This is a genomic window from Nocardiopsis coralli (assembly GCF_014892575.1).
In the GTDB taxonomy this organism is placed as follows: domain Bacteria; phylum Actinomycetota; class Actinomycetes; order Streptosporangiales; family Streptosporangiaceae; genus Nocardiopsis; species Nocardiopsis coralli.
Map to the genome: position 1 here is coordinate 101,843 of NZ_JADBGI010000001.1, position 13,339 is coordinate 115,181.

At 69.1% G+C, this 13,339-nt stretch carries 15 protein-coding genes; 5 read left to right on the forward strand and 10 right to left on the reverse strand.

The window, feature by feature from the left end; translation table 11 throughout:
• A complete protein-coding gene (locus IDM40_RS00465) occupies positions 1 to 162 on the reverse strand; it encodes a hypothetical protein (RefSeq protein WP_193119842.1) in 162 nt (53 codons plus the stop codon).
• A 24-nt stretch (positions 163 to 186) separates the two neighbouring features.
• Positions 187 to 1,089 (reverse strand): type II secretion system F family protein, encoded by a 903-nt coding sequence (locus IDM40_RS00470; RefSeq protein WP_193119843.1) that lies wholly within the window; start codon positions 1,087 to 1,089, stop codon positions 187 to 189.
• Positions 1,090 to 1,328: 239 nt separating this feature from the next.
• Between IDM40_RS00470 and IDM40_RS00475 the strand changes: the two genes are divergently transcribed.
• Positions 1,329 to 2,549: an IS110 family RNA-guided transposase gene (locus IDM40_RS00475; protein WP_193119844.1), complete on the forward strand. Its 1,221-nt coding sequence runs from the start codon at positions 1,329 to 1,331 to the stop codon at positions 2,547 to 2,549.
• Between the two features lie 17 nt (positions 2,550 to 2,566).
• On the opposite strand, the gene IDM40_RS00480 is transcribed toward IDM40_RS00475, so the two are convergent.
• The 6 genes from IDM40_RS00480 to IDM40_RS00505 all read right to left on the reverse strand — a co-directional run bounded on the left by IDM40_RS00480 (position 2,567) and on the right by IDM40_RS00505 (position 7,378).
• Complete coding sequence (locus tag IDM40_RS00480) at positions 2,567 to 3,442, reverse strand: type II secretion system F family protein (protein ID WP_193119845.1); 876 nt, start codon at positions 3,440 to 3,442, stop codon at positions 2,567 to 2,569.
• On the reverse strand, positions 3,439 to 4,734 hold the full coding sequence (locus IDM40_RS00485; RefSeq protein WP_193119846.1) for a CpaF family protein: 1,296 nt from the start codon (positions 4,732 to 4,734) through the stop codon (positions 3,439 to 3,441). The genes IDM40_RS00480 and IDM40_RS00485 overlap by 4 nt, the downstream gene beginning before the upstream one ends.
• Positions 4,731 to 5,372: a hypothetical protein gene (locus tag IDM40_RS00490; RefSeq protein WP_328806901.1), complete on the reverse strand. Its 642-nt coding sequence runs from the start codon at positions 5,370 to 5,372 to the stop codon at positions 4,731 to 4,733. The genes IDM40_RS00485 and IDM40_RS00490 overlap by 4 nt, the downstream gene beginning before the upstream one ends.
• Before the next feature lie 86 nt (positions 5,373 to 5,458).
• The gene (locus IDM40_RS00495; RefSeq protein WP_235997172.1) at positions 5,459 to 6,106 is read right to left on the reverse strand and encodes an SAF domain-containing protein; all 648 of its coding nucleotides are present in this window, start codon (positions 6,104 to 6,106) and stop codon (positions 5,459 to 5,461) included.
• Positions 6,107 to 6,125: 19 nt separating this feature from the next.
• Positions 6,126 to 6,641, reverse strand: coding sequence for a hypothetical protein (locus tag IDM40_RS00500; RefSeq protein ID WP_235997173.1), 516 nt, complete (start codon positions 6,639 to 6,641; stop codon positions 6,126 to 6,128).
• A 239-nt stretch (positions 6,642 to 6,880) separates the two neighbouring features.
• Complete coding sequence (locus IDM40_RS00505; RefSeq protein WP_193119848.1) at positions 6,881 to 7,378, reverse strand: hypothetical protein; 498 nt, start codon at positions 7,376 to 7,378, stop codon at positions 6,881 to 6,883.
• A gap of 302 nt (positions 7,379 to 7,680) precedes the next feature.
• Between IDM40_RS00505 and IDM40_RS00510 the strand changes: the two genes are divergently transcribed.
• Positions 7,681 to 8,483, forward strand: a protein-coding gene (locus IDM40_RS00510) for an IS5 family transposase (RefSeq protein WP_193119849.1) whose coding sequence is annotated in 2 segments (ribosomal slippage) — positions 7,681 to 8,023 and positions 8,023 to 8,483 — 804 coding nt in all. Because the reading frame shifts where the segments join, the coding sequence is not laid out codon by codon here.
• 148 nt (positions 8,484 to 8,631) lie between these two features.
• Here IDM40_RS00510 and IDM40_RS00515 read toward each other — a convergent pair.
• Both IDM40_RS00515 and IDM40_RS00520 read right to left on the reverse strand, forming a co-directional pair.
• On the reverse strand, positions 8,632 to 10,068 hold the full coding sequence (locus IDM40_RS00515; RefSeq protein ID WP_193119850.1) for an aldehyde dehydrogenase family protein: 1,437 nt from the start codon (positions 10,066 to 10,068) through the stop codon (positions 8,632 to 8,634).
• Positions 10,069 to 10,219: 151 nt separating this feature from the next.
• Positions 10,220 to 11,242 (reverse strand): alcohol dehydrogenase catalytic domain-containing protein, encoded by a 1,023-nt coding sequence (locus tag IDM40_RS00520; RefSeq protein ID WP_193119851.1) that lies wholly within the window; start codon positions 11,240 to 11,242, stop codon positions 10,220 to 10,222.
• Between the two features lie 129 nt (positions 11,243 to 11,371).
• On the opposite strand from IDM40_RS00520, the gene IDM40_RS00525 reads away from it, so the two are divergent.
• From IDM40_RS00525 to IDM40_RS00535, 3 genes are all read left to right on the forward strand, one after another.
• Positions 11,372 to 11,941 (forward strand): TetR family transcriptional regulator, encoded by a 570-nt coding sequence (locus tag IDM40_RS00525; RefSeq protein WP_193119852.1) that lies wholly within the window; start codon positions 11,372 to 11,374, stop codon positions 11,939 to 11,941.
• Positions 11,942 to 12,275: 334 nt separating this feature from the next.
• On the forward strand, positions 12,276 to 12,455 hold the full coding sequence (locus IDM40_RS00530; protein WP_193119853.1) for a hypothetical protein: 180 nt from the start codon (positions 12,276 to 12,278) through the stop codon (positions 12,453 to 12,455).
• A gap of 216 nt (positions 12,456 to 12,671) precedes the next feature.
• Positions 12,672 to 13,295, forward strand: coding sequence for a pentapeptide repeat-containing protein (locus IDM40_RS00535; protein ID WP_193119854.1), 624 nt, complete (start codon positions 12,672 to 12,674; stop codon positions 13,293 to 13,295).
• The last annotated feature ends 44 nt before the right edge of the window (positions 13,296 to 13,339 follow it).

Sequence of the window (13,339 nt, forward strand, 5' to 3'; positions counted from 1 at the left end):
TCAGCCCAGGGTGATGGAGCCGGCCCAGTCCAGGACCGTCTCCGAGATCAACGCCAGGGCGCCCAGGGCGAGCACCACGAGGGTGGCGGTCACGGCGACGGCCTCGGTGGAGTACCCGTCATCGGACGATCTGCGTCGGGGGTGCTGACCTCTCGAGTGCATCGTGGCTCCTTTCGCGGAGGGGGTTCACACGCTGGTCAGAATGAGGCTCACGGCCGGGTAGCCGATCAGGAGCAGGAACCCGGCGAACATCAAGACCACGGGCAACGACATGCGTTCGGTGGCCGCATGGGCCTCGGCCTCCAGATCGGCCAGGTGCTGGCCACGCAAGGTTGAGGCTTTGGCGGCCAGGCTGGCGCGCACCCGGGCCCCGTCGGCCCCGGCCAGGCGCAGGCTCGCGGCCAGGTCGGTGGCGGCCGGCACCTGGTAGCGCTCCCCCAGTTCCTGCAGGGCGCTCCAGGTGGGTTCACGGCGCAGGGTGGCGGTGTGCAGGCTGGTGCGCAGGGCGCGCATGGCCCAGGTGTCGGTGGTCCGGGTGGCCTCGTGCAGGGCCCCTTGGACCCCGGCGCCGCCGGCCAGGGAGATGACGACCAGATCGCACACCGCGGCGATGGTGTGGCGCATCTGTTCGCTGCGTTCGCGGGCCTGGTCGCGGGCTTCCAGGTCAGGGCCCATCCACAGTAGGAGCGCGAACACGAACCAGGCGCCCAGGGCCCAGGTGGGCCTCAGCGACAGTCCGGACACGGTCAGCATCGCCCCGGCCGCGGGCGGCACCACAAGTGCGAGGCCGAGCATGGCGGCCTTCTGGGCAAGGTAGTCCTCGACCGGCTTCTCGCACGCGCTCAGATGCTGACGGGTGCGGCGGGTGGGCAGGCCGAGCCCGGCCAGGACCGGAACGCCGGGCCTGCCCAGCATGCGCGACCATCCACCACTCGGTGCGGTTGGGGCGTCATCGATTGGGAGCGGTGGCGCGGGATCGCTGAGTCGCTCGGCGAGGGAGGGCTGCGTCAAGCGCGGCCACAGCGCCGCGACCAGGCCGCCGGCCACCAGCAATCCGCCCAGGGCGGCAACGGCGAGGGGGATGCTCATTAGAGGACCATCCTTAGTGCAGCCCTTTTGGGTAGGGTTGTGACCTCTCGGTCCCGGTGGGTGCATGGCCAGTAGTGCGAGCTGTTCAACGGCCAGCATGAGTTCCGCCAGCCCCGCCGGGCCGAGGCCGTCTGATCGGCTTCAGGGACACGCCCCGCAGAGGGCCGATTAATGAGCTCCCGGCAGACGACCTCACCACCGGGCAGGTGCTCCACCAGCAACTCTGGAGTACGACGCACGTGTTCATCGGATGGGACTGGGCCACCGAAACCCATGACGTGACCGTCATGGACCACACCGGCCAACGCATCGACCGGTGGGAGTTCTCCCACACCGAAGAAGGCATCGCCACGACCCTGGCCCGGCTGCGCAGCCACGGCCCCCCGGCCGAGATGCCAGTGGCGATCGAGACCACCCGCGGCCTGTCCGTGGACCGCCTGCTGGCCGCCGGACACCCCGTGGTGCCCGTGCACCCCAACGCCTTCCACGCCATGCGAGCACGCTGGGGCGCTTCCAAGGCCAAGACCGACGCCGGCGACAGCTTCAAACTCGCCGACTACCTGCGCACCGACGGCCACATGCTGCCCCGCCTGGAGCCCACCGAGCAGGCCACCCTGGACCTGCAAGCCCTCACACGTACCCGCGCTGACCACGTCGAGGCAAAGGTCGCCGCCGTCAACCAACTCGCCGCCCTGCTGGACGAGCACTGGCCCGGCGGCAAAGCGGTCTTCGCCAACCTGGACAGCGACATCGCGCTGTCCTTCCTTGGACGCCACCCCACCCCGTCCTCGGCCGCCAAACTCACCGCCGGACGCCTTCAGGCCTGGTGCAAGCGACGCGGCTACTCCGGCAGGAAGCCTGGCACCGTTCTCATCGAACGGTTGCGAGCCGCCCCGACAGCGGCCTCCCGCCCCAGCGAGACCATCGTTGAGCAGCTGGTCCTGATCCAGGTCCAGCTGGTCCAGGGCCTGCGGGAAACCATCCGTGAGCTGGACAAGGCCGTCGCCGAAGCGGTCGCCGCCCACCCCTACGCGCCGTTGTTCGCACCCATGCCGCGCATCGGCACGATCAACCTCGGCCAGATCATCGGCGAGGTCGGCCCGCTCCTGGAGCGTGCACGAACGTGCGAGCAGCTCATCGCGGAGACGGGCGTGGTCCCGGTCACCCGAGCTTCGGGCAAGTCGCGGGCGGTGGCCTTCCGGTTCGCGACCAACCGGCGGGCACGCTTGGCCCTGACCCAGTTCGCCGACCACAGCCGACACGGCAGCGCATGGGCCGCCAAGATCTACAACGACGCCCGTGCCCGCCAGAAGCGGCATCCGCACGCTACCCGGATCTTGGCCCGGTCCTGGTTGCGGGTGGTGTGGGCCTGTTGGCGTGATGGCACCGTCTACGCCCCTGCCGCTCACCAGGCCAACGGCAAGATCGTTACCACCTCGGAGGTGCCTTTGGCGGCATAGGGGTTGACTCAGGAAACTCATGCAGGCACCTCCCCACCGGTGCGGGTACGCGTGCGGGCCAGGGCGCGAGGGCCCAGATCGGTTCGCGCCAGCCGGGACAGCCACACCAGCCCCACCGCCCACAGCACGCCGATCACCGCCAGGACCACCTGTCCGAACACGGTGTCGAAGGGGTCCAGGTAGTCGGCGTTGACGACCGTCAGGCCCACGGCCAGTGCCAGGGTGGTGCCGGCGATGATGCGGGCCGAGGTGCGCACCCGGGCGCGGGTGGCGGCCACGCGCACGAGCATGGCGGCCTGGTCGCGGGCTGATCGGGCCAAGCTCGACAATAGGGCGCCCAGGTCGGCGGCTTGGCGGGTGGCGGCGGTGGACAGGGCCGCGGTGACCAGGTCCGCGGTGGGCACGTCCACCTGTTCGGCGAACTCGGCCAGCGCCTGCTCGGGCGGGGTGCCCTGTTGCAGAGCGTCCGCCAGGCGGGACACATCGGCGCGGATCAGGGGCGGGGCGGTGGGCACGGTGGACACAATGGCCTGGTGCAGCCCGGCTGCGCCTTCCATGAGGTCGCGCAGCTGCTCGGTCCAGGCGGCCACGGCCTCGACCCGGGCGACCTGCGCGGCATGAGCCCGGTCCGGACCCAGCAGAGCGGGCAGCCACCACACCCCGGCTCCGGCGAGCACCCCGCCCACGGGCCACCCGGTCAGAACCCAGCAGAGCAGCCCCGCGGCCACCGCACCGAGAAGGTGGGGCGCGCTCGTCCGGTGCAGGTGCAGCCGCCCGGACAGGGAACGGGTGCGGTTTCGAGCGCGTTCGGCCCCCACCAGCAGAGCCAGGGCCAGCCCAGCGCCCGCGCTCAGGCCGCCCAACCCGCCCAGGAGGAGAACAGGGGTGGTCATGGCCGGTGTCCGTTCCACGCCACCTCACCCATGAGCAGGGCCGGGTCGAAACCGTGCTCTTGGAGCGCGTGGGCGGTGTGTGGGCTGGGCGGGGCGCCGCCAGACCCGTCGTTGCGGTAGATCTCGTTGGAGAGCACCTGCGACCCATCAGAGCCCACGACTTCGCGCACGCTGGTCACCCGGCGCTGGCCCTGTGGGGTGGCGTCCAGGTGCACGACCAGGTGCACGGCCGAACCCACCAGAAGAGAGGTGGCCTCGAGCGGCAGGCGCTCGGAGCTCAAAGCGGCGTAGGCACCGAACTTCGCGAACGCGCCTTGCGAGCTCGCGGCGTGCAGGGTGGTCAGGCTCCCGTCGTTGCCCTGGCTCATCGCGGTGAGCAGCGGCACCGTCTCGGACCCGCGGGTTTCACCGACGATGACCCGGTCCGGGGACATACGCAGCGCCGCCCGCACCAGGTCCGCCACGGTGACCTCACCCTTTCCTTCGGTGTTGGCCGGGCGGGCGTGCAAGGCCACCGCATCCGGGTGGGCTTGCACGTCGCGTTCTAGGGCGAGCTCGGGCACGTCCTCGATGGTCACCACCCGCTCCTGCGCAGGGATCTCGGCGGCCAGGGCGCGCAGCAGGGTGGTCTTGCCGGCGCCGGTGCCGCCGGAGATGACCAGGTTGCGCCGGGCCCGCACCGCCGCCGAGAGCAGTTTCTCCACCACCGGCTCCAGGGTGCCCAGACGGCGCAGCTCGCCCAGGCCGGTGGTGCGGTAGCGGTGGCGGCGGATAGAGACCGCCGGCTGGTGGGACACATCCAGCACCGCATTCAGGCGGGACCCGTCGGACAGGGGCATGTCCAGGATCGGGGCAGCCGCGTCGAAGCGCCGCTCCCCCGCCGGGGAACCCGCGGCAATGCGGCGAACGAGGGAGGCGAGTTCGTCGGGGGTGTCCACGATCGGGTCCAGCTGGGCACGGGTGCCGTCGGCGTAGCGCACCCACACGTCGGTTCCGGTCAAGTTGATGTTCTCGATCTCGGGGTCCTGGAGGAGCTCTTCCAGCGGTCCCAGCCCGCAGACCCGGGCCACCACGCGGCGCTGGATGGCCTGCTCGGAATCCGCATCCAGCACCCCGTGGCCCTGCGACAGGGCCCGCCCGGCCCGCTCATCCAGTACCACGCGGGCCAAACGGCGGGCGCGGAAGCGCTCCTGATCCGGGGTGCTGTCGCTGTCGGCCTCACTCTCCAGGCGCCGGGTGACCTGGGCGGCAACCTCGCGCACCGTTTCCTCGAACTGCTCCTGGTTGGTCACCGCACCTCCTCGACCTGGCCGGTCTCTGCTGGTTGCGTACGCGAGTGCAGGGTCGCGGCCAAGCTGCGCGCGGCCCGGATGAGGGGGCGGCGGTGGATGCGGGCAGCATCGCCCTGGCCCGTCAGGAACCGGGCTGCCTTGTCATCCCGGGGCAGGCGCGCCCACACCGGCAACCCCACGACCTCGCTGATTTCAGCTTCACTGCCACGGCCGCCAACCACGGCCAACCCCACATGAGGGCCCGCGCGGAACATCCAGCCGGCGCTCTCCTTGACCCGCTTGAGCTGGGCGATGTCACCGGAGCAGACCAGGACTGCGAGGTCGGACGCTGCCAGGAGGCCGGCTGACGGTCCCTGCGGCCTTACCCGGCCCAGATCCACGATGCTCGTCCCCTCGCGCAGCGCCTTCGGGTTCTGCGACAGCAGCTCCAAGGCCGCGCTCGTGCGGTCAGCAGAAGACGGGGCCACGCACACACGTGCTCCGCCGGGCAGGACCTGGGTGGCACTGGTCAGGTCGGGGCGGTCGTGGTCCTGGCCGCTGCGGCTGGAGGCGGCCAGATCGACCACTCCGGGCCAGGGCGGCAGATGCCACCAGGGGGCCACGTCCCCGCCCGAGGCGTCCGCCTCCACAATCGGCACCGGCGCAGGGTCAGGCCACACACCGGCCAACGCCAACGACAAGGTGGTCACACCGGGGGCTCCGGACAGGGAGAACACCGCGATCATCACGGGGCCTCACCCGCCTGCGCGGTGTGCACCAGCGACACCTCGTCCTCGGCAGCCGCGCGGGCCACCTGGGCGGCGTAGGTCGACTCCACCACGAGGTCGACGGAAACCCCGCCCGCGGCTGCTTCGTCGGTGAGCCCCTCCAGGGCCTGGACACGGGCGGGGATGGACTGGTCGGAGCCCTCACCGGTCAGCACAACGGTCACTTCCGCACCCGGCCGGAGAGAGGAGGGCGCTCGGCCCGGTTCGAGTTGGAGGCCGACCGTTGCCTCGTCGGATCCGAGCTGCTCGCCCTCGCCTCCCAGCACCTCTGCGGAGAGCAGGCCTCCTTCGGTGACCGGGCTGGTGACCGTCGTCCCGACCGCCTGCTCCGGTTCACCGAGGGTCGGCAGGCCTTCGAGCCCGGCCGCCTCGACCACCTGCACATCCTCGGCCCCCACTTGGTGGCCGGCAGGCAGATCGGCAGCGGCCACCAGGACGGGAGTGCGCTGGTCCACCTGCTCCAGTGCCACGACCGACAGGGCCGCCCCGGCCGCCATGAGCGCTGCGGCCAGAAGCATCGCGCGCCACCGGCGCGACCGCGCCTTCAGCCTGAGCGGGTGGGCCTTCTCATCGGGGGCCTCGGTACGCTCCTGTGTCGCTGTCATCTCGCGCACCTCATCCTGTTCACGTGACCACCCCGGAGGACTCGATGACCTCGACCTGCTGGGAGGTCTCGGTGGTCAGCGACCGCAGGCTGCCTCCCTCGCCGTCGTCGCTCTCCCACGAGGTCTCCCACCTGACCTGAGCGCTGACCTGCACCTGGCCGGTCGAGGTGTAGGTGTGGCCGCAGTCGGGCGAGGACTCTTCCGGATCATGCGTGGACGCATCGAAGGGGGTTCCGGGGCCTTCGCAGTCCACCGTGGTGCCATCGCCCATCTGCCAGGAGACCGACGAGGGGGCAGCAGTGACGCTGACCTCTCCCCCGGGCACACTCGCACTCGCGCTCTGCTGGGCCCACTGGTCGCCGTCGATCCACATCCACACCGGAACGTGCACCAGCACCGGCCCATCAGGACTGGGCGACATCGCAAGCTCCGGTTCCTCCAGCTCGAGGGAGGCGCGGGCCTCGTGGGCGACTTCGACCAGGTCGACCCCATCGTCCTCGTCCTCATCGCCGCCGACATAGGCCGTGCACCGCATCGAAGACGCGTCCCCCTCACAAGGGGGCGGCTCGTCGGAGGAGGCTTCGCCGCCGCCCTCACCCGAGTCCCCACCGGGATCCGGCGCTTCGCCCGGAAGCTCCTCGGTCGACTCGGCCTCCGCATCGCACCCGGCGCCACCACCCGCACCGCACTCCACATGACCGAAGAAGTCTTCAGCCGAGGCAGGCGTCGCCATAAAGAGAGACATGACCGTGGCAAGAGCGGCAGTGAACCCCCTCAGCATGAGCCCTGCTCCCAAATGCGCAGCTCTGAAACCCGCCATGCAAGACCATCGTCTGTGACGGTGGCATCGATTTGCCGCGTGCCCGCGGACGCGTCATCCGAGGGTGAGCTTTCGCTCCCAGTCCACTCCGCCCCGTCAGCACAGTCGATCAACTCGACTGTTTCCGGATTCTCCTGAGGTTCCCGCTCGACAACTTCGGGATTCAGGTCTGGCTCGCCCTCGAACGCACCGTCGTCCTCTGCACTCTCTAAACCGTGGCGCATCAACGCGAGGGCATCCCCGGAAGCGTAGTTCTCCAGCTCATCCGGGTCCGGGTTGCCGTCATGAGAGGCCTCGACGACGATCTCCCACATGCCTTCGTACGCCTCGAGCGCAGACTGCTCGGCAGCTTCCTCCGGGGAAGGGGGTTCAGAGGGCTCCTCAGGGGCGGGAGCTGGTTCTTCCTCCGCGGTGCAAGCCGTGCCCGCGGCCATCATGGCCAGCAGAAGCACCCCTGCCGCACCTAGCCTCATCAGTCCTCCGCAGTATCCGGGGTAACCCTCACGCGGAGTGCCGAGGCTAGTACTGACAGCCCTTCAAACCAATATTACGCAAGCCGGAACTCAATCCCGATAGGTATCCCTCACCCACAGGTAAGGGCCTGCTCTGAGAGCAGGCCCGTTCGTTTCGGGTCCGGGACATGCACGTGCGCCGATCTACTCCAGGGCGGGGCAGCCAGGCATCCCATGAACACCACAGCGCGAGCACATCAGCTAAGAGGTCATCTCATTTGGATTCTCTGTAGCCTGGGCCCATGTCGATGGTCGAGCGGCTGGTGCCGGACGGGTTGTGGGAGCTGTTCCAGAAGGTGGTGCCCCAGGCGCCCACCAGACCCCAGGGCGGGGGCCGGCGCAGATACGGCGACCGTGAGGTGCTGGCCGCGATCATCTTCGTGGCCACCACCGGCTGCACCTGGGCCCAGCTCCCACCGGCCTTCGGCCCTTCCGGGCCCACCGCCCACCGCCGTTTCACCGAGTGGAGCCGGGCCCGCGTGTGGGCCAAGCTGCACCGTCTGGTGCTGGACGAACTCGGCTCCCGCGGCGAGCTGGACTGGTCGCGGTGCGCGATCGACTCGGTCAACATGCGCGCCCTCAAAGGGGGGACCTGACCGGCCCGAATCCTGTCGACCGGGGCAAGAAGCGGGCGAAGATCCACCTGATCACCGATCGTGGCGGATTGCCGCTTTCCATGGCCGTCTCGGGTGCGAACCTGCACGACAGCCAGGCCCTGCAACCCTTGGTACGAGGGATAGCGCCGGTGCGTTCGCCTCGCGGGCCCAGGCGGCGCAAACCGGCCAAGCTCCACGGCGACAAGGGATACGACTACGACCACCTGCGCCGATGGCTCCAAAGGCGCGGGGTCGTCCATCGTCTGGCCCGCAAGGGGGTGGATTCTTCGCAGCGGTTGGGCCGGCATCGGTGGCAGGTCGAGCGCACCATGGCCTGGTTGGCCGGATGCCGCCGCCTGCACCGCCGCTACGAACGCACAGGCGCGCACTTCCTGGCTTTCGTCGGTATCGCTTGCACCCTGATTTGCTACCGCAGACTCGCCAAATGAGATGGTCTCTAAGGCGCTACCGGGGACGCAGGTGTTCTCGGCCTATGGCAGGAGCGCGTCGAACCACGTTCCGCTATTCCCCCGTTCCGGCCACACGCACACCCCAGGCGGCCGGCTGGCTAATATCGCCCTATGCCCACACCCCTTCCTAAGGGACCACGCCGACGATGGACTTGGTCTCCAGGTACTCGCTGATGCCGAACTCGGCCCACTCGCGGCCGTTGCCGGACTGCTTGTAGCCGCCCCAGGCGGTGTTGAAGTCGAAGGCGGCGTCGTTGATGAGTACGTAGCCGGTGCGCATCTGCTCGGCGACCGCGCGGGCCCCCTCCGGATCGGCGCTGGTGATGTACCCGCACAGGCCGAACGGGGAATCGTTGGCGATGCGCAGCGCCTCGTCGACGGTGTCGTAGGCGATGACGGACAGCACGGGGCCGAAGATCTCTTCGCGGGCGATGGTCATGTCGTTGGTGACGTCGGCGAAGACGGTGGGCTTGACGAAGTGACCGCCCGCGAGCTCGTCTGGGAGGGCGGGCTTGCCCGGGCCGCCGGTGACCAACCGGGTTCCGGCGTCGATGCCTTGGCCGATGTAGTCCTGGACGGTGTCCCACTGCTCGGCCGACACGACCGGCCCCAGGAACGTCTCCTCGGCGCGCGGGTCGCCAACCTTGAGTTCGTTGACGCGCGCGGTCAGCAGGCTGAGGAACTCCTCCAGCCGCTCGCGCGGCACCAAAGTGCGCGACGATGCGCCGCAGATCTGTCCGCTGTTGCCGATGCCGTAGAACACGGCCGTCTCGACCGCCATGTTCAGATCGGCGTCGGGCAGCACGATCTGGGCCGATTTGCCACCGAGCTCGGTCACGAGCCGCTTGGCAGTAGGGGCTGCGGCACCAGCCACCCCTTCGGCGACCGGGCCGGAGCCGGTGAAGGAGACCATGTCGACCTCCGGGTGAGAGTTGAGCACGTCACCGAGGTCCGACCCGCGGCCCAAGACGACGTTGACCACGCCTGCTGGCACTCCGGCGGTGTCGAGGATCTCGGCCAGCAGGAGCGCCGTGCGCGCGCTCAGCTGAGCCGGCTTGAGGACCACGGTGCAGCCCGCCGCGATCGCCGACGCCACCTTCCCGGCCGGCTGGAGGGCTGGGAAGTTCCACGGGGTGATCAGCGTGCACACGCCGATCGACTCGCGCCGCACCCAGGTGCTGCCCCGCCGGGCAACGAACTCGATCCGCCCCAGGGCCTCCGCGGCGTGCTGAAACTGCGGCTGGGCCGCCTGCACGTGCAGCGTGCGCGATATCTGGATCGGGGAGCCGAGGTCGGCGGTGACGGCTTCGGCCATGTCCTCGGCGCGGCGGGCGTACTCGGCCCCGATCGCCTCCAGTAACTCGCCCCGTTCAGCGACCGAAGTGGTGCTGAATGCCGGGAAGGCCCCGCGCGCGGCGCGGATGGCCCGTTCGGCGTCCGCCACGCCGCCGAGGGTAACGCGGCCACTCGGCCTGCCGGTGGCGGGGTCGATCAGGTCTTGGACGGTGCCGTCGACCGGTTCGGTCCACTGACCGTCGATGTAGAGATGCTGCGCCTCGAACATGGCGGGCTCCTGTCCTAAAAGTTGCGTCTGGCGCGATCGAGCAAAGGGGTGTGCGGGGAAGGGCGCGAGGGGAAGGGAATCTCGCGCTGGCCACGCTGTCCCGGCCCGCCGACGTCGGCGGGCCGGGACAGCCGCGCTTGATCCCCGGTAGTCAGGCGTTCTGCGGAGTGAACACGCCGCGGAAGCGCATCCTGCCCGTGGAGAGCCGGTCGAAGGCCTCGTTGGCCTGGTCGAGAGTGAAGGTCTCGGTGATCGGCTTGACCTTGCCCTTGCCGGCAAAGTCCAAGACCTCGCTCAGGTAGTGCTGGCCTCCGTGAGTGGACCCGATAACCTGCTGGCGCATCATGTGGAACGGCACGCCCTCCGACGAGATCTCGAACGGCTGGGTGAAGTCCAGCCCGCTCAGGACGACCCGCCCGCTTGGCCGCAGACCAGCCATCGCCTCTTCAGCGGCGTCGAAGGCATTGGTGGTGACCAACAGGACGTCCGTCCCGCCCAGGTCGGCCAGCTCCCGGCCGCTCGAGAGCACGTGATCGGCCCCCAGCTCATTGGCCAGGTTGTGCTTGTCGGGCGAATGCGTGATCGCGATGGTCTCGAAGCCTGATGCCTTGGCCAGCTGAATGGCGACGTGTCCCAGTCCGCCGATGCCGATGACGGCGATCCGCTCGCCCGGCTGCAGGTTGGCGTCGCGAATGCCGCTCCACGTGGTGTAGCCGGCGCACATCATCGGGGCCGCGTCGACGTAGTCGAGCTCATCGGGCAGCAGCACCGTGCCCTCAGCGGCGACCGCGATGTACTCCGCGTGACCGCCCTGTGCGGCGAAGCCGGTGGTGCGCGCGCTGGGACAGTTCATCGCGGTCTGGCCGGTCAGTGGCAGGTATTGGCGGCAGTAGTCACAGCGACCACAGGCCTGCTGCACCCAGGTGGTGCCGACCCGGTCACCGACCTCGCGGCCGTGCACGCCGGCCCCAACCTCGACGATCTCGCCGACGACCTCGTGGCCCGGGGTCTGGGGGTAGATATCCCCGCCAGCGCCCTGGGTGGCCCACACGTCCGTGTAGCACATCCCCGATGCGTGGACTTTGACCAGCACCTGCCCCGGCTCGGCCGTGGGTGTTGGGACCTCCTGGACCTGCCAGGGCTCGTTCGCTCCCGTCATCACGATTGCCTTCATGGCGCACCCCCTGTCTCGGGCCCGGCGTGCCGAACCAAAGATTGTAACTATCTGGTTCGTTACACAGTAGGTCGCAGTACATCGTCCGTCAAGAACTGGATGGTTACTTACCTTCGATACATTTGAGGCATGCCACCCGACGCGAGCGCCACCAAGGCCCGCATCCTCGACGCAGCCTTGTTCGAATTCGCCCAGTACGGCCTCGCCGGCGCGCGGGTCGACCGGATCGCCGACTCGGCGTCGGCGAACAAGCGCTCTATCTACTCCCACTTCGGCAACAAGGAGGAACTCTTCGACATCGTCGTCGCCTACGCCCTCCGAGATCTGGTCGCCGCCGTCCCCTTCACCGCCGATGACCTCGGCGACTACGCGGGACGCATGTTCGACTACCTCCTCGAGCATCCGCAGACGCTGCGTCTGACGGTCTGGGCACAGCTCGAGCGATCCGACGTGGGGAGCGAGGAGATCGAGGAGTACCGCCCCAAGGTCGCCGCGATCGCCGCGGCGCAGGAGGCCGGGGTGATCGGCAACACCTGCGACGCCGCCGACATGCTGGCGTTCACCGTCTCGACCGCGACGTCGTGGGCGAACGCCTCGCCGGCCCTCCGGGGCCTCGCGGCCGAGCCCGACGGCTCAGCTGCACGGATCGCCAGCCACCGGTCCGCGCTCGTCGCCGCAGTGCGCGCCATCGCGGGTTGAGTTGCACAGTCCGGGCCTCGAGCGCTACCAACGAGCATTCGTTTCGGGATAGGACAGCGCCGCCGAGAGCCGCGGCGACGAAAGGAACCGTTGCGCCGCGCAATGCCGTGTGACCCTTCGACGCCTAATAAGGCCCCGTTCCAGGAGCCAACGATTCAAGGAGTTCATCACCGACCTGCGTGGGCAACTGGCGGGGCGGCTTCACGCCATATCCTGGGGGAACCATTCTCGTTGGCGGGCTCGCCACATGCGTGGCGCTGTGGCCTTTGGCAGTGACAGTCTGGCACCTGCTCGAGCTCACTTCCGGCCAGGTCGGGCGCGTAGCCTTAGCGGAATGGGTGCTGGGCTGTTGGCCGCGGGGATCGTCGGAGTGCATTGGACGCGCGCCTCTCCGGTGAGACTGTTCTGGCTGATCCTGGCCGCCTGGACCGTCGCCGCGAGCGCAATCGCGGCCATGACCGGGCTGGCCTGGCTGGTGCTGGATACCCCCAGTGGCAACCGCCCGAAGAACTGACTCCCAGGAACCTGGACGCGATCGCCACCCGGGCCTTCGCGATCGTGACCGGCCTGGGCGGTGTGGCTCTGCTGGTGATCTCCTACCGACGCCAGCGCACCACCGAGTACGGCGAAGAACGCGAAGCAAGCAAGCTTCACCGACACCTCCGACAGCGCTAGCGAAAAACTCGGCAGCGCCGCCGTACGCCTCGCCGGGGTGCACGCCCTGGCACGCTTGGCTGACGAAGCCCCCAAAGACCGGGACGACCTGGTCCAGATGGTCATCGACGTGCTGTGCGCCTACCTGCGCGTGCCCTACACACCCGCACCCGGACCGCTGCCGGACCACGCCACAGCCGAGCAGGCCCAATCCCACGACGAGCGCGATCTGGACTTCGCCGCTCTGCGGGAGGTTCGTCACACCATCATCCGCATCATCGGCAACCGCCTACGCGAGGAGCCTCGTTGGCGCGGAAAGAACTACGACTTCACTGGCACCGTCTTCGATGGCGGTGACTTCTCGAGGGCTCACTTCACCGGTGGGACGGTCTCCTTCCTCGGCGCCCACTTCACCGACGGGGCCGACACCGGCGGAAAGGTGTCCTTCTCCGACGCCCTCTTCACCGGCGCGGAGGTGTCCTTCTCCAACGCCCACTTCACCGTCGGGTCCATGCCCTTCCTCCGCGGGCTCGTGAACTTCTCGTCGGCTTCAGGCACGTGCCCCTCGGGGCTGCTGCAAGCGGCAAAAGAGGGAGATTTCAGCGCAGTTGTCTTGCCTAAGCAGTGGCAGCCAACTGCCGATGAAGGTGATGGGCAGGAGAGGGGCCAGCCACCTGCTAATGAAGAGCCTGGCCACTGACCCCGCTCCCCGCTGTCATCTTCACGCCCGTCAGCATAATCCCG

Excerpts from the sequence above, each read along its gene's own strand:
- IDM40_RS00525 (WP_193119852.1), top strand. The coding sequence starts at position 11,372 with ATGCCACCCGACGCGAGCGCCACCAAGGCCCGCATCCTCGACGCAGCC.
- IDM40_RS00465 (WP_193119842.1), bottom strand. The coding sequence starts at position 162 with ATGCACTCGAGAGGTCAGCACCCCCGACGCAGATCGTCCGATGACGGG.
- IDM40_RS00495 (WP_235997172.1), bottom strand. The coding sequence starts at position 6,106 with ATGACAGCGACACAGGAGCGTACCGAGGCCCCCGATGAGAAGGCCCAC.
- IDM40_RS00480 (WP_193119845.1), bottom strand. The coding sequence starts at position 3,442 with ATGACCACCCCTGTTCTCCTCCTGGGCGGGTTGGGCGGCCTGAGCGCG.
- IDM40_RS00500 (WP_235997173.1), bottom strand. The coding sequence starts at position 6,641 with ATGCGGTGCACGGCCTATGTCGGCGGCGATGAGGACGAGGACGATGGG.
- IDM40_RS00530 (WP_193119853.1), top strand. The coding sequence starts at position 12,276 with ATGGGTGCTGGGCTGTTGGCCGCGGGGATCGTCGGAGTGCATTGGACG.
- IDM40_RS00470 (WP_193119843.1), bottom strand. The coding sequence starts at position 1,089 with ATGAGCATCCCCCTCGCCGTTGCCGCCCTGGGCGGATTGCTGGTGGCC.
- IDM40_RS00515 (WP_193119850.1), bottom strand. The coding sequence starts at position 10,068 with ATGTTCGAGGCGCAGCATCTCTACATCGACGGTCAGTGGACCGAACCG.
- IDM40_RS00520 (WP_193119851.1), bottom strand. The coding sequence starts at position 11,242 with ATGAAGGCAATCGTGATGACGGGAGCGAACGAGCCCTGGCAGGTCCAG.